Annotated in this window: 17 protein-coding genes; 13 read left to right on the forward strand and 4 right to left on the reverse strand. The window is 47.5% G+C overall.

Annotated elements, in window-relative coordinates:
* The first annotated feature begins 215 nt into the window (after positions 1 to 215).
* The 4 genes from MHB85_RS02795 to MHB85_RS02810 all read left to right on the forward strand — a co-directional run bounded on the left by MHB85_RS02795 (position 216) and on the right by MHB85_RS02810 (position 4,866).
* On the forward strand, positions 216 to 527 hold the full coding sequence (locus MHB85_RS02795) for a hypothetical protein (RefSeq protein WP_017690878.1): 312 nt from the start codon (positions 216 to 218) through the stop codon (positions 525 to 527).
* A 1,059-nt stretch (positions 528 to 1,586) separates the two neighbouring features.
* Positions 1,587 to 2,183, forward strand: coding sequence for an RNA polymerase sigma factor (locus MHB85_RS02800; RefSeq protein ID WP_091018589.1), 597 nt, complete (start codon positions 1,587 to 1,589; stop codon positions 2,181 to 2,183).
* A complete protein-coding gene (locus MHB85_RS02805) occupies positions 2,180 to 3,163 on the forward strand; it encodes an anti-sigma factor (protein WP_091018590.1) in 984 nt (327 codons plus the stop codon). The genes MHB85_RS02800 and MHB85_RS02805 overlap by 4 nt, the downstream gene beginning before the upstream one ends.
* A 191-nt stretch (positions 3,164 to 3,354) precedes the next feature.
* Positions 3,355 to 4,866 carry an HD domain-containing phosphohydrolase gene (locus MHB85_RS02810; protein ID WP_091018592.1) on the forward strand — a complete coding sequence of 504 codons (1,512 nt, stop codon included), beginning with the start codon at positions 3,355 to 3,357 and terminating at the stop codon, positions 4,864 to 4,866.
* Positions 4,867 to 4,870: 4 nt separating this feature from the next.
* On the opposite strand, the gene MHB85_RS02815 is transcribed toward MHB85_RS02810, so the two are convergent.
* The gene (locus MHB85_RS02815; RefSeq protein ID WP_091018593.1) at positions 4,871 to 5,524 is read right to left on the reverse strand and encodes a phosphatase PAP2 family protein; all 654 of its coding nucleotides are present in this window, start codon (positions 5,522 to 5,524) and stop codon (positions 4,871 to 4,873) included.
* A gap of 240 nt (positions 5,525 to 5,764) precedes the next feature.
* Between MHB85_RS02815 and MHB85_RS02820 the strand changes: the two genes are divergently transcribed.
* The 4 genes from MHB85_RS02820 (at position 5,765) to MHB85_RS02835 (ending at position 9,800) form a co-directional block, all read left to right on the forward strand.
* Complete coding sequence (locus MHB85_RS02820) at positions 5,765 to 7,180, forward strand: sensor histidine kinase (protein WP_341072340.1); 1,416 nt, start codon at positions 5,765 to 5,767, stop codon at positions 7,178 to 7,180.
* A gap of 208 nt (positions 7,181 to 7,388) precedes the next feature.
* Positions 7,389 to 8,546, forward strand: a complete 1,158-nt coding sequence (locus MHB85_RS02825; protein ID WP_341072341.1) for an MFS transporter — start codon at positions 7,389 to 7,391, stop codon at positions 8,544 to 8,546.
* Between the two features lie 74 nt (positions 8,547 to 8,620).
* Entirely contained in the window at positions 8,621 to 9,277 is a 657-nt protein-coding gene (locus tag MHB85_RS02830) for an oxidoreductase (RefSeq protein WP_091018668.1), read from the forward strand.
* A 148-nt stretch (positions 9,278 to 9,425) separates the two neighbouring features.
* A complete protein-coding gene (locus MHB85_RS02835) occupies positions 9,426 to 9,800 on the forward strand; it encodes a RidA family protein (RefSeq protein ID WP_310340037.1) in 375 nt (124 codons plus the stop codon).
* A 101-nt stretch (positions 9,801 to 9,901) separates the two neighbouring features.
* Here the strand turns inward: MHB85_RS02835 and MHB85_RS02840 are convergent, their stop codons facing one another.
* Complete coding sequence (locus MHB85_RS02840; RefSeq protein ID WP_341072342.1) at positions 9,902 to 10,660, reverse strand: tryptophan-rich sensory protein; 759 nt, start codon at positions 10,658 to 10,660, stop codon at positions 9,902 to 9,904.
* A gap of 225 nt (positions 10,661 to 10,885) precedes the next feature.
* Here MHB85_RS02840 and MHB85_RS02845 point away from each other — a divergent pair, with 225 nt between their 5' ends.
* Positions 10,886 to 11,851 (forward strand): arsenic resistance protein, encoded by a 966-nt coding sequence (locus MHB85_RS02845; protein ID WP_105601429.1) that lies wholly within the window; start codon positions 10,886 to 10,888, stop codon positions 11,849 to 11,851.
* 217 nt (positions 11,852 to 12,068) lie between these two features.
* Here MHB85_RS02845 and MHB85_RS02850 read toward each other — a convergent pair whose 3' ends face one another.
* Together MHB85_RS02850 and MHB85_RS02855 are read right to left on the reverse strand one after the other, a co-directional pair.
* Positions 12,069 to 13,697 (reverse strand): response regulator transcription factor, encoded by a 1,629-nt coding sequence (locus tag MHB85_RS02850; RefSeq protein WP_105601427.1) that lies wholly within the window; start codon positions 13,695 to 13,697, stop codon positions 12,069 to 12,071.
* 5 nt (positions 13,698 to 13,702) lie between these two features.
* Positions 13,703 to 15,532 carry a cache domain-containing sensor histidine kinase gene (locus MHB85_RS02855; protein ID WP_341072343.1) on the reverse strand — a complete coding sequence of 610 codons (1,830 nt, stop codon included), beginning with the start codon at positions 15,530 to 15,532 and terminating at the stop codon, positions 13,703 to 13,705.
* A 143-nt stretch (positions 15,533 to 15,675) separates the two neighbouring features.
* Here MHB85_RS02855 and MHB85_RS02860 point away from each other — a divergent pair, with 143 nt between their 5' ends.
* The 4 genes from MHB85_RS02860 to MHB85_RS02875 all read left to right on the forward strand — a co-directional run bounded on the left by MHB85_RS02860 (position 15,676) and on the right by MHB85_RS02875 (position 20,608).
* Complete coding sequence (locus MHB85_RS02860; protein ID WP_036607341.1) at positions 15,676 to 16,557, forward strand: carbohydrate ABC transporter permease; 882 nt, start codon at positions 15,676 to 15,678, stop codon at positions 16,555 to 16,557.
* On the forward strand, positions 16,557 to 17,393 hold the full coding sequence (locus MHB85_RS02865; RefSeq protein ID WP_047840283.1) for a carbohydrate ABC transporter permease: 837 nt from the start codon (positions 16,557 to 16,559) through the stop codon (positions 17,391 to 17,393). Before MHB85_RS02860 ends, MHB85_RS02865 begins: the two co-directional genes overlap by 1 nt.
* 918 nt (positions 17,394 to 18,311) lie before the next feature.
* Complete coding sequence (locus tag MHB85_RS02870) at positions 18,312 to 19,610, forward strand: ABC transporter substrate-binding protein (RefSeq protein ID WP_036607334.1); 1,299 nt, start codon at positions 18,312 to 18,314, stop codon at positions 19,608 to 19,610.
* Between the two features lie 431 nt (positions 19,611 to 20,041).
* Complete coding sequence (locus MHB85_RS02875; RefSeq protein ID WP_091018670.1) at positions 20,042 to 20,608, forward strand: TetR/AcrR family transcriptional regulator; 567 nt, start codon at positions 20,042 to 20,044, stop codon at positions 20,606 to 20,608.
* The last annotated feature ends 57 nt before the right edge of the window (positions 20,609 to 20,665 follow it).

Consider the following 20,665-nt stretch of genomic DNA (forward strand, 5'->3'; position numbering starts at 1 on the left):
CAAGCTGGTGGAGAGCCAGGAAGCTAAGATAGCTTGTAGTTAAACAGAAGAATTGGTGGAATTCAAGAAATGGAAGGGCGGAGTATGTTTCGAAAATGGGGAAGGTACCTCATGGCTAAACGCCCATTTTGTCAAAATGAGGGCGATAGCCCGGTCCAGAGGTAGGCTGAATACATAGCTTAGGGGTGTAGGCAAATGTTAAGGAGGAATGAACAATGAGCGAAGTAAAACCGAATTCACCGAACGGACAGGGACACGTATACGGACATATGGGAGGTTATGAGCATATGCAAGGATACCAATACACAGGTCATGAAATGCATGGGTATGGATATGGTTGTGGAACAATGCCAATGGGATATGGCTATGGATACGGACACCATGCCAATCAGGCTCCAATGATGCACGGTTATCAACAGGGTTGTGGAGTATCCTATGGTCATGGCGGCGGAAGCTGGGGTTCCATGGGTACGATCCTTGTACTGTTCATATTGCTGGTCATCATCTCCAAAACGATGTTTATCTAAGTATTTGTGAGTGCAAGGAGACTTTGCTGATCGTGGATCGTTGCGATAGGTGCTCCAAATAAACTCCGAGTTTGAGTTCCATGTTGGGGCATAACGTACCTATGATTCAGAAAGGGACAGCGTAGGGTTTCATCCTGCGCTGTCCCTTTTTTATTAGAAGTGAAGGAGCGTTGGGATTACTTTCTTTAACGAACCCCACTGACGCTATTCCATGCATTTTCGCCATTTCACAAGTTTAACGAATCGTAGACGTCTTATTATCTGAATCTGGGCATGTTTGGAGCCTATATTCATGAAGTGACATGGATTAACGTGGCTGAGATTCGTTAGATTTTACATAGCATAGAAATCCTTAATATAAGGTGTGCAGGATTCGTTAGCATCTGGTGAGCGTAAACATTTGCTTTAGAGGCCGGGGTTATTTGCACAATTAGAGAAGTAAGGAAGTAAGTATCGAGGGGTGCAGTCAGTGGGAGAATGGAAAATTTTAAAAGCAGAGATCTGGTTAGTCCGATAGTCTGTGGAGGATGCTGAAATGTGTATGTAGACATGGATAAACACCCGGAACCCAATTCCGGGTGCTTTGTGTATGTTTTCAATCTTCTCAAGAATAAGTGATATCCAAAACAACAAAAGCCCTACCTCTCTTTTGTCCTTGCGGCTCCGATGACCGCGCCAGTGTGAATGGGAACATCTTGTGAAACTCTGTACTACCGGGTTATTGTGATTCAGGTTCTTCAATCTTCATAGGTTAATTGTGCTTATAGTTCGCTGCGGTCGCAGCATGAAGAAAATATTCCGGGGTTTAAAGAAGACAGAAATCATATGAGGTTGTTTGATACAACTCTTATAGTATACCACAGGCTGTAATTTATTGCAATAAAAAGGAAAGGGCGAACAGAAAAACATGTTTTTCTGGTGGTCTTTCAAGTCAGAAGCTGAAATGCTCGTCTGAAAATATACAGAATTTTTTCAATCTATTTCTCAATTGAGGTAATCCTCTTCAAAAGATTCTGCGTAGGTTATAATAAGAGGGAAGAAACAGAAAGGGGCCCTCGCATGACTGAATCGATGGAGGACAGCAGGTTAATGCGGCAGATTGCGGAACGTGATTCCTCCGCACTGGAGCTTTTATATGACCGTTATGAGCGAGCGGTGTATTCTTTTGCCTATCGGATCGTTGGTGATCCCATGACGGCAGAAGAGACTGTTCAGGAACTTTTTATGCGGGTCTGGAATAATGCTGAACGATACGATGCCTCACAGGGGAAGCTGACCACATGGATGTTTGCGATTACGCGCAACATAGCAGTGGACATGCTGAGGCGGAAATCGAAAGGGGCAGCGGCTACTTCAGTTGAACACGAGACACTGGCGGCCTATGCCGATGAGCATACGAATACGGAAGAAGAAGTGCAGCGTAAATTGGAAGGCACCCGTATTAAAGAGGCGTTGTCCCAACTGAATGGTGATCAGCAGCAAGTTATAGAATCGATTTATTATGCGGGATTAACCCAGCAGGAAGTATCCAGCCGATTCGGGATTCCGCTGGGTACAGTAAAGAGCCGTGTCAGGCTTGCCATGCGACAGCTCCAAAAGTTGCTGGCCGATGCTGAATTGCATCCGGACGCGGGAAGGGAGGGCATACATCCATGATAGAACGACATGAGGAGTGGTCTGATCTGGCACCGATGTATGTGCTGGGCGGACTGGAAGCAGAGGAAGTGGCGGCGTTTGAAGCGCATATGGCAACTTGCGAACCTTGTCGCCAGGAGGTGAAGGAATTGCAGGAAGTGACTGGCTTCCTGCCACTTGCGGCGGAACCTGTGGCACCGCCGCCAGGTATGCGAGCACGTGTGCTGGGCAACGTGCTCGGACATGTGCAGGAGAGCACCGAGGCGAAGCCGGCAGCTGCTCCTGCTGAGCCTGAAGCACCCGTGGTGCTTCAGGAGGATCTTGCGCCGCAGCACAAACGTGCGGCGCAGCCCGGGCCAGGCCTGCCGCCGGTAACGGCGGTGCCTGCAGCCCGGGTGGAAGAGGCTGCCCAGGCACAGCCATGGCAGCCACAAGCGCGCGCGCGTGCGCGCAGCAGCAGCGCTTGGCGCATAGCCAGTGCCGGCCTTGCGGCCGCGGCACTGTTGCTGGGCGTGTACACGGCGCAACTGCAGAGCCAGATCGACTCGCTGACGCAGCAAGCAGCGGGCTCGTCGGCTACGCAAGAGCAGCTCGTGCAGGCACAGGCACAGAATGTGCAGCTGCAGGAGCAGCTGGCATCAGCTCTGAAGCCCGCACAGGGCATGCAGACTGGCGAGGCAGTGAAGCTGAATCCTGCAACGCAGGACATTGTAGCTCAGGGTCTCGCAACCATCGTTATTGACAGCAAAGGCACTCACCTGGTTGTGCAAGCTGAGAATCTGCCGAACCTGGAAGGCAACGAGGCTTTTCAGGTCTGGTTGATCAAAGGAGATACCCCTCAGAATGCGGGTACTTTCCTTAGTCGTGACGGAACGGGAGCGGTATATTACACATTGGATTCGGCCAACGACTATGATACGGTTGCCATCACGCTTGAACCGGATGCAATGGGAGATGAGCCGCGCGGTACAATGATTCTGGCTGCCAAGATTAAAGGATAAATATAGGATAGATCACCAAAGGCTGCTCCGTCGTGGAGCAGCCTTTTTGTGTTTTCCAGTTCTGGCGCCGACCCATTGGATTTTATTAATTTTTTTAGTCGGAGCAACCGATAAACAAATAGAAAGCAATACCCTTAATCTCCCTGTGTCTCAAGGGAGAACTGGTTGCACATAGAGAGTGAGGGGTTCAGTTGGAAGCATACCGTTCATTTATCTTTCGCCTGATACGCAATTATCTGATCGGTTCACTGGCAGCTGTTTTTGTTGTCGGTACAGTAGTTATGGTATCTACTCTGCAAATACCCAATATTCAATTTGTTCGGCTCATCTTCATTGTACTGATTTCACTCTTGTTCATGCTGGTTGCAGAATTAATTACGCTGTGGGTACAGCTTGGCCCCATAAGACAGTTTTTCACTTCCGAGCATCATGAGAGAGAAGAATTAAACCACATGTATGAGAAAATTCATCGTTTCCCAGGACAGACCATATATCGGATCATGGGTCCGCACATGCTTGGTTTTTCACTCCCAGCAGCCGGATTAACAATATGGATGATATCCACAGGGTGGCTTGAATTCCCTTACTTGTATATTGTTGTGGCCGCCGCATGCGCCTTTCTGATTGCCATCATGCATGCACTGATTGAGTATTACCTAACGGTGCGGGCGATTAGACCCCTGTTACTTGAGATTCGACATCGAGGCAAAGTCCAATATGGGATGGAACCTTCACTGGGAGGTCGCATCCTGGTATCGATCCAGCGTAAATTTCAACTAAGTACGGCACTGATTGGCTTATTTCCTCTATTTCTATTTTTCCTGGCTACATATATCAGACTTCAGTATATAGACAGTGAATTTGCGAAAGAGTACATACTGTGGGGAATTCTCATCGTTGTTCTGGGCGCGGGGTTTGCGCTGGTGGGAAGCTGGCTGTTGATTCGTGATGTTCGTGATCCAGTCGCTGAACTGACGCATGAGATGAACCGAATTCAGGGGGGAGACCTTGGCAGACGAGCTCCGGATTTATATGCGGATGAGTTTTCGGCACTGATCTCCGGTTTTAATATGATGATTAATCGGCTGGAGATGAGACAGGAACGCAATCGACAGCTGTTGCAAAGTTATTTTTCTACGCTGGCTGCTGCTTTAGACGCCCGAGATAAGTACACGGCAGGACATTCCATGCGTGTGGCAGAGTATTCGCTGATGATTGGCAAGTTAAGCGGAATGAATGAGGAACAGGCGGATTTATTGTACAAATCAGCCCTGCTTCATGATATCGGGAAAATCGGCATACCTGATGAGGTACTGCTGAAGGATGGAAAACTAAGCGATGAGGAATTTGCGATTATTCGTACACATCCCGTGCAGGGAGAGAGTATTTTGTTGCAAATAGAGCCTATTGATGCCATGGCCGACTTTCTGCCAGGTGTACGATCTCACCATGAGAGATATGATGGCAAAGGATACCCGGATGGGATGGCTGGTGATGATATTCCCCTTTTTGGCCGCATCATTGCTGTAGCGGATGCCTTTGACGCCATGACGTCTGATCGGCCCTATCGGAATGGGATGAGTCACGAGAAAGCGCTAACGATTTTGGAAGAAGGAAAAGGGACCCAATGGGACCCCTATTTTGCAGGTTTGTTTATTGATGAATGGAGACGACAACAACATCTTCAGAAACCATCGAAGTGAGGGATCAGTTGATCCCCTCTGTCCACTTCGATTCTTTTCTGCGTCTCCGGTGAAGAGCGAGGCCTGTTATGATGGTGAGAACACACTCGCCGAGTATGACTGCACCCAAGGCGTCATAGATCACATGTTGTTTGATCATTAGCGTGGATACGATAATAGTTGCTGCCCCGGCGGCCACCAAAATCTTGATGGGTTTGCGGATGCTTGGAACCGAGAGAACGGCACGCATAACCAGATAAGAGTGAAGAGAATGAATACTTGGAAAACAATTATAAGGACGATCCTGGCTATAGAGCCATCCGAGAACAGATGCTCCCAGGCCTGTACCCGTCAGTTCCGGGCGCGGTACCATGGTCTGAAAGTTGAAGTAGATCAGATAACATATCCAGACACAGATATTCATGGATAACAAGACACGGTAATACGTCAGGCGATCCTTGGCACACAGGTAAGCGAGCACACCGAATACAAACGGGTACCAGCCCAAATATGGAATGGACATGCCAGGCACGTAGGGAATGATCCGGTCGAGCGGCGAATCAAGCACTGCGAACCCGCGTTCCGGACTGTTAAGAATATCATAGAACAGCCCCATGACGGCCAAAGACAGCATCAAACTCAATGACAGCCAATAGGATTTGCTTTTTAACAATTGCACAACATCTTTCTCCTTTCATTCATGCTCCCTAGGAGCATGACCCCAGCAAATAACTAATTCAAATTTAAACAACAATATATTCTACTACGACCAGCGCACAAATTGAATCCTGATTTGTGTATTTTTGTGTATTTTTTTGACGAAGAAGGAATGCAGAAGTTTCAATGGGCATGATATGATAGAAACATATACGGACGAAGGTAATTTGACCAGTAAAGTCGGGACAACAGGAGTGAGTGAATGCAATTTTTGAAAATGTTCGTATTGAATATGGGGATGCTTATAACGATTGCCTATCTTGCCAGTGTGTTCTATAAATATATCGTCATACGTGCCTCTTCCCGAATGAAGCAGATCGGTTCAGTACTTGTCCTTATCTTTGCGGGCTGGATCAGTACGGTTTTTGGATTTCAACTCACGGATGAAGTAGTCTTTGACCTTCGTTATGTTCCTTTAATTGTTGCCGTTCTGACGTACAGACAACCCTATAGTGTAATTATTGTGGGTGTAGGGATAGGTTTATCCAGGTTAACCTTTGGTATCACGGATGCTACGGTGGCAGCGGTAATTAATATGACTTTACTCGGTGTAATATGTGCGGGTTTAAATATATGGATAAGACGCAGCAACTTCAGACTGATCACAAAAGGCTTCCTTGTTGTACTAATCGTCAATGTGGTCAATAGTGTAGGCATTGCTATTTTTGGCGTCATCCCGGCTACATACTTTTTCTCCCATATTATGCCTTACACGCTTCCTGCAGGTATCTTGTTAAGCCTTATTTTTGCATTTATTTTACGTGATTTTCAGAATGAACAGAATCGAATTTTGCTGATCCAGAGTACAAACCGGCTTTTATCTGTGCAAAAGGAAGAGTTACAGAAAGCCCAGATTGTACTGGAGGATCGAGCGAAACAATTGATGATTGCCTCACAGTACAAATCCGAATTTCTCGCCACTATGTCCCATGAACTGCGTACACCGCTCAATAGTGTTATTAACTTTGCCCAGATGATCAGCGAGAACGCTGACACGATGGATCAGGAGGATATTGTACGTTTTGCCAATATGATCGACCACTCCGGGCAGGAACTGCTCACGCTCATTAACGATATTCTGGATCTTTCCAAAGTAGAAGCGGGGCGGCTGGATATTGTACTGGAGGATATCAGTGTCGCACAACTTACAGAAGATGCCATGAGCCACTTTCAGCTCGTTGCTGAGAAAAAAGGTATTCAGTTGGTTCTGGACAAAAAACAGGGACTGCCCGAGACGCTCTGGTCTGATCCCCAGCGGGTTCAACAGATTTTGCGGAATCTGATGTCCAATGCCATCAAGTTCACTCACCGGGGGAAGGTCACGCTGACCGTAAGCACCAAGCAGATTAAGAATGCAGGTATTCAGAATCGATGGCTTATTTTCTCCGTTCAGGATACAGGTATTGGGATTTCTGAGGACAAGCATCATTCTATATTTGAAGCATTTCAGCAGGCTGACGGGTCGATTAGTCGAAAATTTGGCGGTACCGGACTAGGCCTGTCGATCAGTCGGGATTTAGCGAGATTACTGGGGGGATCGATTGAACTTGAGAGCACTGAAGGTAAAGGAAGCACCTTCTATCTCTATCTCCCGTTGGACCGTGAAAAAATGAGTTGACAAGCTTCGCGCCGTGAGTAGAATTTGGGATGACAACTAGCATCGACCGGCTTTTGAGACCCGGTCTAAGGAGTGTATCCCCATACAGAAGACGGTCAACGTTAATCCTCCCCCGTTAACAAGCAAACCACGGCGCAAGGGTTCGACACAACGCACGAATTTATCGATTGCAACATGGGAGGGTGTACCGGCAATTATTTTACAGACCTTGCTGGGAGGCCCATTTTTAACCGGATTTCTGCTGTACCTTGGGGCCGGGTCGAGACATATCGGCTTTGTGCTCGCGATTACGACGTTTGTGAACATTGCCCAGATCGGAGCAGCTTATTGGATGCAGCGTATTCGCAGCCGTAAACGCATGCTGCTGCTGTTCGTGGGCACACATCGTATCTTGTGGAGTGCAACGGGACTGATCCCGTTCATATTCCCCAAAGAGTGGTGGGTAAGCGTATATATTAGCGTGTATACGGTTGCTTTTATATCAAATACCATCGGCGGTATGATCTGGACTTCACTGATTGGCGATATCGTACCTGCTAAGGTGAGAGGGCGTTATTTTGGAATTCGAAATACGATTCTGAATGCTCTTGGAAGCGTATGCTTATTTGCAGGCGGTATTGTTTTGGACCGTTACCCTGGAGAAATGGGCTTTCTGATCCTGTTTATTCCGGTGTGGATCTGTGCTATTGCCAATACAGTTATCTACTTTTTCTATCCGGACGTTCCCTTTGAACGTTCTACCGAAAAGGTTTTCTGGCGCATGTTCATCAAGCCGTTCCAGGATCGTTCTTTTCTGAAAGCAACGCTGTTCCTTGCTGTCTGGTTATTGATCCAGACCTTGATTGTTCCGCTCTATTCCTATGTTATGCTCGATTTATTGAACATCAATTATCAGACTGTATCCCTGATCACGGTAGTCCAGACACTGGTTATGATGGCCGGTTTTTATGTCTGGGGCAATCTGAATGCCAGATTCAGCAACAAAACCCTGCTATTTTGGACATTGCCAGTCATTGCACTCTCCTGTTTGTCGTGGGGTTTAATGTCGTTCATGCCCGTATTGATCGCACTATTTCTATCTCATATCTTCCTTGGGATCGGTGTAGGTGGATTCAACCAGCTGGCATTTAACTTTACCATTGGAGACACACCCAAAAGTGAAAGACCGATGTTTGTCGCGGTGTATTCCGCTCTGACCGGAGTAACTTCGTTTCTTGGGCCGTTGTTGGGTGGCTGGTTGTACGAAAAAATGGAAACCTGGTCCGATGCGCTCGCCTGGATCTCAGCCTATGGATTTCAGGTGGGGGTTGGTGTCGTGATGCTGATTCTGACATTTACCCTTGGACGTCGTGTACTGTTAAAATAGAAATGATATCACATAACTTAATATAACGATGGCGAAGTGGAGGGATGTAATTGAATCGTCTCGAACGGAAAGCCATGGTGATTGGAGCCACGGGGCTTGTAGGCGAATTACTGGTTCATCATCTGCTGGAGCACCCGGCATACAGCTTGGTTCGCGTTCTGGTTAGACGTCCGCTTGAGCTGCAACATCCCAAACTGGAACAGCATGTGGTGGACTGGGAACAGCTGGAGAGGCAAGACCACTTATTCGATGGAATCGATGACCTGTACTGTTGTTTGGGGACAACGATCAAAAAAGCAGGCAGTCAGGACAATTTCCGTCAGGTGGATTATCATTACCCGGTTCGTGCAGCCACGATTGCGAAGCAACATGGTGTAGTACAGATGCTGGTGATCTCCTCTATGGGAGCGAGTGCAGGTTCCCGGGTCTTTTACAGTCGGACCAAAGGGGAAATGGAGGATGCATTGTCCGATATCGGTTTTCCGTCACTGCATATCTTCCGTCCTTCCTTAATTCTGGGAGATCGAAACGAGAAGCGGTTCGGTGAGCAGATGGCTGCCTATGCCATGAAGTTTCTGGATCGCTGGATGAAAGGCAGAGCGGACAAATACCGGGCGGTCCACGCCGCAACCATTGCACAGGCCATGACCAATATTGCGCTGGTGCAAGCCAAGGGAAACCATGTGTATTCCAATGAAGTCATTCATGTCCTTGGTGTGGACGGGGGCTAAGAAACCTTTGAACGAGCTGTTTACTTCATGTGGCTAGTGAGGAGCGTTTCTCGCTTGAGGCAGATCGTGGTATAATAGGCAACAAAAATGAGTTCGAACCCTGACTCCATGCGGCAGCAGGATAACGAACATGAAGGAGAACTCGTCCATGAAAAAACCAATCTCTACCGATCAGGCGCCAGGCGCCATTGGTCCATACAGTCAAGCCGTTGATGCAGGCGATTTCATCTACACTTCCGGACAGCTTGGCCTGAATCCTCAAACGGGAGAATTCGGTGCAGATGTACAAGAGCAGACACGTCTGTCTTTGAGCAATGTGAAGGCTATCCTTGAAGCAGCAGGCACAAGTATGGATAAAATCGTTAAAACGACGGTGTTCCTGAAAGACATGAACGACTTCGTTCCTGTGAATGAAGTGTATAGCACGTTCTTCCAACAGCCGTATCCTGCACGCAGTGCTGTGGAAGTTGCTCGTTTGCCAAAAGATGCACTGGTGGAGATTGAAGTTATTGCCCTGAAATAGGACAACCTTCATTCACTGCGTTATACATAAAAAGCCGATTTCAGGTCAAATGACCAGAATCGGCTTTTTGCTTTATGTTTTTGCGTTAGGATGGAAGTCGCTCAATCGCGATCCTGATTACGGGCGAAGAACAGCCAAATTGCGTATATTGCCAGTACGATCGCAATGATGATTGCCGTATAATATACGGAAGTGACATCCTTTTGTTTAAGTGCAATGGCGATATACGCCCATGTGAATACAAGTGGGTATATGCTATCGCGATAACGGAAACTAACGAGTACTGCTAGCACCATACCGACAATCAGCATAATGATCGTCCAGGTTGGTTCGCTGAGACCAAAACCATCCCAGCCGATTTTATATAACAATACAGCTGTATTGACGATCGTTGCCACGCTAACCCATCCCAGATAGATGCTGAAAGGCAGCTTCACAAGCCAGATCTCAGCAGTGGTCGGAACGGTAATGGTACGTGTTTTTACATACAACACGATCAGAGACAACAGTAGGAGTACAATAATCAGTAAAGCGAGACCGGTCTGCAAGTTTTGAAAAGCAAAAATCCAGGCTACGTTAAAGGCACAGCTTGCCAGGAACCAATACCCGAGACGGGTGATGGAGTCCCTTTTCCACGAAGCAGGCACGAACTGATAGATCACAAAGCCTGCCAGCAGCAAGTAGATTAGACCCCATATAGCGAAGGCATAGCCAGCAGGTGTGAGTAGCACAGGATACATATCCGATACTTCTTTATTGGTCTTGCCTCCGATCGGCAGAGCGTTGGAGAGGTAGTTCACGATAATTACAGCGATAAAACCAATGGCGTTTAACCACTTGTACGGATTGTTACGTGACATTGTGTTTCCTCCTTGGTTTAACGAATGAATGAACCACGGGTCAGTCTACAATGAATATACCCAGTTCTTGCACATTCTAATAACAGCCGCAAAAAATTCACAAGTTGATCTTTCAGATCCTTGTGCTCAGTCGCTATGTTGGAACGGTACTCTGTCCCAATGTACGCGAAACGAAGCAGAAATATGTCCATGCCCACGATGTTCCACTAGAAGAGGAGAAAGAGAATGCTCACAAGAGAAACGATGGAGAAACAGCAAACCTGGTTCTATGTAGTTGCACTGTTCTTAGGAGCAGCGATAGGGCTGAGTAATCCGGTATGGGGAAATGGTTTACACTACACCGTGTCCCCGGTTCTTGCCGTTCTGTTATACAGCATGTTTGTACAGATTCCCTTTTTACAGTTAAAAGAGTCTTGGTCGAATCTTCGATTTATGTGCGCGTTACTGGTGGCGAATTTTATCGTTGTACCTGTAGTCGTATGGTTGCTTACACTGGTCTTTCCACAATCACCAGGCGTTCTGATCGGAGTCTATCTGGTACTGTTAACACCCTGTATTGATTACGTCATTGTGTTCACACAGCTCGGCAGGGGCAATGAGAAACTGATGCTGGCCGCAACACCCCTTTTATTTGTTATACAAATGATCTTGTTGCCGTTTTACTTATGGCTTTTGATGGGTGCTAAGGTGGCGCAGGTCATGCAGATAGGGCCGTTCGTGGAGGCTTTTCTGTTCCTGATCGTTATTCCACTGTTGCTTGCTGTCGTTACACAGGTTCTCTCAAGAGGTAAAGTGAGCGGGGAGCGGGTCTTGAATGCAACGGCATGGCTCCCGGTTCCGATGATGGCACTTACGCTGATCGTGGTTGTCGCTTCCCAGATTGGCAAAGTCTACAATGATATGGCGATCATCGTAAACGTGATCCCTATCTATGTTGCTTTCCTAATCATTATGCCTTGGATATCTCGGCTTATTGCTACTTGGTTTGGATTGAATCCAGGCGCCGGGCGGGCGTTGATTTTCAGTTCAGCCACACGGAATTCGCTGGTCGTTCTGCCACTTGCGCTGGCACTCCCGCCAGAATGGGCAACCATAGCTGCGGCTGTTATTGTGACACAGACGATGGTGGAGCTTGCAGGAGAGCTAATCTACATTCGACTTGTACCTGCGGTAATTTTACGAGATCGGTGAGGCAGCTCATACAACGGGAAATAAAATTTATTATCTCTACTTTGGTGTAGCTGTAGCCGCAATCTTTCGGAGCGTATCCTATCTTAGAAAAGAAAGAGCCAACAAGTCGTCTTGATCTATGCTATTCTTTGTGAAATTAAAATTAAAAAGAGTACTCCCGATAGGCCATGCCGGGGAGTACTCTTTTTAATTCAAATAAATTCTGAACAGGTATTCGTTAAGTACCGGCCTCCAATAATGTTTTACGATATTCCGCTGGCGTGATACCCTCCATTTTTTTGAACACTTTGCTGAAATACTTTTCGTCCTGGAATCCAACCATCTCCGAGATTTTGGCGACACGCAGGGAAGGATTTTGCAGTAACAGCTTGGCGTTGTTGATCCGCAGTTTGCCCAGATATTCCGACCAGTTCAGACCAAATTGCTGTTTGAATTTGCGTGAAATATACTCCCGGCTCAGATAGAAACGCGCGGCAATCTGCTGCAAGGACAGGTCCTCCTGATAATGGGCGTCCATATAACGTGCAATCTCACTCATGGGATCAGGATTGGCTTGGTGATGAGCGGTGAGTGCCTTTCCTGCGGCAAGCAGTCGTTGTTCCAACAATGAACGAAGCAGGGGGAAGGATAACAGTCCTTCAGCGTCCAAAGGTAACTCGGCAAAGGGAATAGACTGTTCCTCCGTCACTTCTTCCTCTTTAAATGACGAACCTGCTGTATCATCAAGCCAGCGGTTCAGCATCCATTCCAGCTCCTCGATCCATTGCTGGATCTGCTCAGCACTGACAACCTCGAGATCAGTAATCGGGTCAAGCCACTCGGCGACCGCAGCGGATACACTGGAAGCCCGGCAACTCATGGCTGCCATACGCAGGGGTTCTTCATGGGCGGTTAAACGCCTGATTTTATTCCCATTTGATGATTCCACTGAGGCATGGATTCGCTGTTTAATTTGCACAGCATTGCGTCGCCACAACCTTGAACTTGCTTCCAGATAGGCCGCTGAGATTCCGCCAGGGTAGGACTCACAGGTGGAGATGCCAAAATGAAGCCGGCGCTGAATCGTCTGCTCCAATCCATGATTGACCTTGTCCAAAATATGTTCCAATGAAGTGGATGGACCCCAATGCAGCAGAACAATCTCGTCCGGTTGATCCAACTGGCGAAACATTACACCTTCGTCTGGTGTGGATAACATCTCGGCACAGATATTGAGCACGGAGAACACAAGCAGGTCCGGTTGACTGCGGTATTTTGCCAGACAATCTGCATCCAGATGGGACAGGCTGGTGACAGCGACACTACAGACAGAGATTAGACGGGGGAGATTTAACTCATCCTGTAATCGCTGCATGTGTGATTGGCTGCTGCCTCTTCCGACGGCAAGTTCGGTGAGCAGACGATCCTGGTAGTGAGGGCGCATTCGATTAACAACGATGGATTGCCTGGTGGATTGTATCCGAATGGCGTCTTCCTCTTCCCAAGCTGTAACGGCCTTTAATAGAGATGCATTCAGCTCATCTGCTTCCACGGGTTTCAGGAGGTAGTCCATACCACCATGCCTAATTGCATGCCTCACGAGTTCAAAATCGTCATATCCGCTGATAACCAGCACTTTGCTGTGTGGGACATGAGCTGATATCCATTCAAGCAATGCCATACCGTCCTTGCCCGGCATACGCATGTCACTGAGTATGATTTGAGGTTGATGTGCCGTGATGGCGGCGATGGCTTCATCCCCGTCTGCTGCTTCAAGTAATGTATCAATGCCAAACTCTTCCCAATGACCAAGCAACCTTATGGCATCGCGGACATGTTTTTCATCATCTACAAGCAGTGCCTTCATGTTGTTCACTCTCCCGCGTATAGTTTAACCGTAATCTTCACACCATTGGGTTCCCGATTGCTGATCTCAAGCCTGGCTGAGTGACCGGGATGTGAGTTCAATTGAAGTCGGCGTATTACATTTCGTAGACCGATGGATTCAGACTCGTTGGATTCTTGTGTGGATAACCCGGTTGTTGTATGACTTTGATGTAGCCATCCGCGGATCTCCAGTAATTTATCTTCAGGTATGGAGGGGCCGTTATTATTCAGTTCTATTTCAATCCAATGATCGTTGATCCGGCGGCTGGATAGGGATATGTGACCTTTGCCAGGCTGAATATCCGCTCCATGTTTGAAATAGTTCTCAATTAAAGGTTGTAACGTCATTCTTGGGATTTCGACAGACAGGGTATCTTCGGCAAAATCCAAATCCACCTCAAGGCGGTCACCAAACCGCTCCTGCTGCAGTTCCAGATATAATCGGGCATGCTCCGCCTCTTCGCGTAAGGTCACGCAGGTCTGATCCCGCATGCTGTAGCGCAGCATTTTGGACAGGCTAGAGAGTAGTATATACGCCCGTTGTCCCTGCTGTTGAAGGGCAAGTGTACCGATCGATTGCAGTGTGTTATATAGAAAATGCGGATGAATCTGTGCTTGCAACGCTTTGAGCTGATTCGTCTTATTGGCGATCTCGAGTCGATATTCCCGCAAAATAAGATTATTTACCGTATCCATCATATCCCGGAAATGACGAGCGAGCACCCCGAATTCATCTCGGCTGGATAGATGGATATCCACATGCAGACGCCCGGCTTGAATTTGGTTCATATACCGCATGAGTTGCTTGAGCGGACCTGTGATTCGGATGGAGATAAACAAGGTTGCAATAATGACTAATACAAGTGCTGCAATGGCAATCATTGCGTTATTCCACGTGAGTGTGGTCGCCCTGGCGTATAACGTCTCATTCGGAATCTGTTTGACGATGGTCCAATCGGCGTATGTGCTGCCAAGTTGTTGGTATACATACATGGATCGATCCTGTTCAAAATGTCCTGCGACATTCTGGGCTGTTCCTGCGCTAGATCGCGCGATATTCAGTTCACTAGCCGTTTCCTCTCGTAGTGCATCCGTATGATTGACCTCGGAACGTCCTTGGTAAATGATCTGATTCTGACCATCCACAACATAGATCTGTTCCTTAGCCGGATCATACAGCCTGCCACAGATTGCTGCAATGGTATTCATATTCAGATCAATGGCGAGTACACCCAGACGCTCGGTGGACGGAATATCCTTGATCACCCGATGCAGGGTAATGACCGTTCTGGCAGGGTCATCTGGGGAGGCAGCCTTGAATCCGTACGTGTGACTCATATGGGCCGATTCCACCCAGATATCCGGGCTGTCACCGCCTGTTTTTCCATGAAGCGAGCCGGAATAGGCCTGTTTGCGTTCCTCCCGCTTCGGAAAGGGATTTGTAATTAAGGTGGATTGATTGGCGGCAAAAGAGTGCAAATACAGCTGGAATACATCCGGCACAGCCGCGCGTATTGTCTGCAAAGTGGTGTACACCTCGGCAACCGCACGATAATCACCAGGAATTTTTGCCAAGTTACGCAGAAAGTTCGGGTCGTTATACACAGCGAGTGACGCTCTGGCCACGTTATCCACATAGTTGTTGAGATTGGTGGACGCTTGGTAGATCAGGCGTTTGTTCTCTTCAACAGCCTGTTCCCGCAGGGCTGTCTTGGTCTGGATAAACGTCATGCTGATCGATGCGAGCAGTGGAAGTGTGGTAGCAATGAGCATAAAGGCAATCAATTTGGTGCGTATACTGTAGTATTTGGACATCGGAACACCCCTTCTGGTTGCAGGTTAAGAGAGGACAATATTTTACCCCCAACTGTTCACACGGGTCGGTGTTTCCCTCGGCGATAATGGGGTTTAATAGAAAAAGAGACCAATTTCATCCATCTATAGAAGGGGAGAACGATATGAAGCATCGCAAATCTTCACAGCTGTTACAGCAGCTTGTGTTCGTGGGTCCCTCCATCGTGTTTTTTATTCTCATCATCGTGGTCCCTTTCCTGCTTGGCATGGTGTACTCCTTCACGGACTGGAACGGGGTATCGGAGAACATTAATTGGGTAGGGTTTGATAACTTCGTGCATGTTTTTGCGAATGATCCCAAGTTCCAAACGGCGTTTTGGTTTACGGTGCGCTTCACCGTGGTTGGTGTGGTACTGACCAATGTGATTGGCTTTTTCCTGGCGTATTTCCTGACCAAACCGCTCAAGACGAGAAACATTCTGCGTACGATCTTTTTTATGCCTAACGTGATCGGTGGGTTGTTGCTCGGCTTTATCTGGCAGTTCATATTTGTGAAAGGGTTTTCAGCAGTAGGCGATGTAACCGGCTGGTCCTTCTTCAACCTTCCTTGGCTGGGAGACGAACCAACCGCCTTCTGGGGAATCGTGATTGTGTTTGTATGGCAGACCGCAGGTTATCTGATGGTCATCTACATCTCATCTCTGACAAATGTATCCCCTGATCTGCTGGAAGCTGCCGAGATTGATGGCGCAAGTCGCTGGCAGGTACTGCGGAGCATCATTCTTCCGCTCATTATGCCAGGTGTAACGATCTGTCTGTTCCTGGCGATCTCCTGGTCGTTCAAAATGTTTGATCTCAATCTGTCACTGACCAAAGGTGGACCATTCGGATCAACAGAGTCGGTTGCACTTAATATTTACAATGAAGCCTTTGTGAATAACAGATATGGCATCGGAACCGCCAAAGCGCTCGTGTTCTTCGTAATCGTTGCCATCATCACCATGATTCAGGTACGTCTGACGAAGAGCAAGGAGGTAGAAGCCTAATGGAGACGACGAAAAATTACCGCTTCAGTACCATTGTAACCGAGATTGTCATGGTACTCCTTGGACTTTTATTCCTGGTTCCGTTTTACTTCCTGTTTGTGAATTCGGTCAAAACATTCGGTGACCTGCTCACCAATTCGGCTGCATGGCCGGAAGTATTTCAGTGGGGCAACTATGCGAACGCCTGGGAGAAAATTAACTTCCCTTCCGCGCTGATGAACTCGCTTATCGTTACCGTGGTCAGCAATCTGTTGCTTGTGCTGATCAGTTCCATGGCCGCGTACCGAATGGTTCGCAGCGATACCCGATTCAACCGTATTTTGTTCGGCATGTTCATTGCGGCTATGGTGATTCCGTTCCAGTCTATCATGATTCCACTCGTTACTGTAACCAGTAATCTGGGATTGATCGACAGCCTTGGCGGCCTCATTATCTGTTATCTCGGTTTCGGGGCACCGATGTCTGTCTTCCTGTTCCACGGATTCGTAAAATCCGTCCCGCTGGAGATTGAGGAAGCGGCTCGTGTGGATGGAAGCTCTGCCTACGGGGTGTTCTTCCGGATCGTATTTCCACTCATGAAACCGATGTATGTAACCGTCATCATTCTGAACACACTCTGGATCTGGAATGATTATCTGCTCCCATCGCTGATCCTGCAAAGCTCCAATCTGCGTACGATCCCGATTGCGACCTTTGCACTCTTCGGACAATATACGAAGCAATGGGATCTGGCCTTGCCAGCACTTGTGCTCGGCATCATGCCGATCATTATCTTCTTCCTGCTGATGCAGAAGTATATCATTCAGGGGATTACCGCTGGATCAGTTAAAGGGTAAGCGTTGCGAGGGCAGGGTCGCTGGCGGGATCAAGGTGCGCTTTCGGTCGCTGTTGCTCCTCGGTGGCCTGAATGGATTAGGGCAAGGAAGCCACCGAGTATCAAAGGCGAACGCTCCGCTCCTGCAACGCATTCTTGATCCCTTTGCTCCCACCTCGCATGGAGGTGTGCAAAGGGGAGTCATGCCCGCATAGCTTGGGCATGACTCCTGGGGAAAGAGCAATAAAGAGAAAAGACCGATAAAGAGAAATGACCAAGAATGAAATGATTTTAAGACCAGGTTCGATAAGGCAGAAGGTGAGTATATAATGGCAGGGTCGCTGGCGGGATCAAGGTGCGCTTTCGGTCGCTGTTGCTCCTCGGTGGCCTGAATGGATTAGGGCAAGGAAGCCACCGAGTATCAAAGGCGAACGCTCCGCTCCTGCAACGCATTCTTGATCCCTTTGCTCCCACCTCGCACGGAGGTGTGCAAAGGGGAGTCATGCTCGCATAGCTTGGGCATGACTCCTGGGGAAAGAACAATAAAGAGAAAAGACCGATAAAGAGAAATGACCAAGAAAGAAGCTTGTACAGCCAGGAACTTCTTCTGCAGAGTGATGGTATGGGCCCTGTCCAAAGCGCTAACGAAACCAACGCATCTTAATAGGTGGATAATCAAGGAATACAAATTGTAACGAACCTCAGTAACGTTATTCGGGTGTAAAACGGCGTCAGAGCCCTGAAAATTGACTAAATCGACGAAATAACGTCGCTGTGATTCGTTAAAATTGGAACCTGTGCAAATAGGTGCAATAACGTGCGCTCGGTTCGTTAGAATGAAAACACGCTTCAAGGGAAGGTTATTCTGTCATCGGAATGCCAGTGTAAATATTCATTCGTCGAACGGTTATACTGAAACTACTATAGGGAGAGTGTATGTATGAAAAGAATGACAAAGTTGACGTTGCTTATGCTGATTGCTTTTTCGGTAATGCTCGCGGGTTGTGGCAATGGAGACAAGAGTGGCAGTCCGGTCAACACGGATGCTCAAGGTGGTGGTGAGGCTGCTGCTGGAGATAAAACCATTAAAATCTTCCAATTCAAAGTCGAAATTGCGGAAGCGCTCAATCGTCTCAAAGCGGAATATGAATCCTCCCATCCAGGCGTCAAACTGGACATTCAAACCGTAGGTGGCGGCAGTGACTATGGTGCTGCATTAAAAGCCAAGTTTGCCGCTGGCGAACAACCTGACATTTTCAACGTAGGTGGTTATCGTGAATTGGATACATGGCTTGAATATCTGGAAGATCTGTCTGGAGAATCATGGGCTAAGGATGCGCTCGAAGTAGCCAAAGAGCCAATGACCAAAGACGGAAAACTCTACGGACAGCCGCTCGCATTGGAGGGTTATGGTTTCATTTATAACAAAGATCTCTTCCAAAAAGCGGGTATTACGGAAATTCCAACGACACTGGAACAATTGGATCAAGCCGCACAGAAACTTCAGGCCGCAGGCATTACCCCGTTCTCGAACGGATATCAGGAGTGGTGGGTGCTGGGCAATCATAACGTAAACGTGGCATTTGCAAATCAGGCAGATCCGGTGAAATTCATCCAGGGACTCAACGAAAGTACGGAGAAAATTCCTGGCAACCAAGTGTTCGCCGACTGGATCAACTTGCTCGACTTAACGCTGAAATACAGCAACAAAAACCCGCTGACAACCGACTACAATACGCAAGTTACGTTGTTTGCGAGTGGAGAAGCGGCGATGATGCAACAAGGAAACTGGACTCAAGTACAGATCGATGGAATTGATCCAGATCTGAATCTGGGTATCCTCCCAATGCCAATTAATAATGAACCCAATGACAAATTGTTTGTCGGTGTGCCGAACTATTGGGTTGTGAACAAGAACTCTCAAGTGAAACCGGAAGCAAAAGAGTTTTTGGAATGGCTCGTAACTTCGGATATCGGGAAACAATACATGACAAAAGAATTCAAATTCATCCCGGCGTTCAGTTCCATCACGGCATCCGAAGAGGATCTGGGTGACCTCGCCACAGAGATTATGAAGTATAGCCAGGAAAACAAAACACTCAGCTGGAACTTTAACCGTTTCCCTGAAGGGGTTCCACAAGAGTATGGCAGCACGATTCAGGCTTACGTTGCAGGCAAATCGGATAAAGCCGGATTGCTCGATGCATTGCAACAGAACTGGGATAGTCTGAAAAAATAATCCGGATCATGGACGGTATCCACAGGTTACCAAAAACTGTTCAGAAATTTTCGGATAGAAAAGTTAGTCTATCGAATATATAAGATAATTGAAACAGGCCAACCAGAAATTTTATTCTGGTTGGCCTGTTTTGGTTTTTCCGAGGAGCCAATAGCGCACTGAAAAGTTCAAAGTTAGTAATATCTCTGAAATGTGGATAACCCCAAAGCAGTTTAACGATCCCATGACGTATTTAACACAGAGTTTATACTATATGTGGATATCCTGTGTGTATAACACTCTAAATGTGGACAAGTAAGGAGTAGATGGAGTGGAAGGTCCTCATTTGTTAACAGAAATACTTGTTTTCAACTTACTAGTACTGTATAGTTCTAAATATGACAAATCCAAAAATGAACACGGGACCTGCCAAATCCAAGAGTTCCAATCCGGTGAACCGGACAAAGGCAGTTGAAGTGGCGGCACAATTATTTCTGCGTCAGGGGTACAGCTACGTCAGCATGGATGAAGTCGTGCGAGTGAGTGGGGTATCGAAGTCGAATATTTATTATCATTTTAAAAACAAGGAGGAACTGCTTCAGGCTGTGGTTCAATACTGGGTTGCCCAGTATGAGTCGGAGCTGTATCTGCTGCTCAGTCAGCGTGAGCGAGGAGTGGAGGAGCGTATATACTCATTCATGGCATTACTGTCGGCAGGCATTGAGGGCCGAAATTACGAAGGGAGCTGTCCTTTTGTTACGTTATATATGCAGACACCGGACAGTGCACCCCAAGTGAAGGAAAGCATATCCAGATTCTTTCGTGAGCTTAGACCTATGGTGGAGAAGTTGTTTCAGCAAGGTTTGGATCGCGGTGAATTTCGCAAAGAGATCGAGCCGGGACCGGCTGCGTTGTTGTTTATTGCAGCACTGGAGGGTTCACTAATCCTGGCGGGAACTGCCCGTGATGTTGGGATTATAGAACAATCGGCACGTACGTTTTGTCAGATGCTTCGTTAATCGAAGCTCTTTTTTTGAATATAACTAGTACTGTATAGTACTAAAAGGAGCCGTAAC

It is taken from the genome of Paenibacillus sp. FSL K6-4396, from assembly GCF_038002525.1.
GTDB lineage: Bacteria > Bacillota > Bacilli > Paenibacillales > Paenibacillaceae > Paenibacillus > Paenibacillus amylolyticus_B.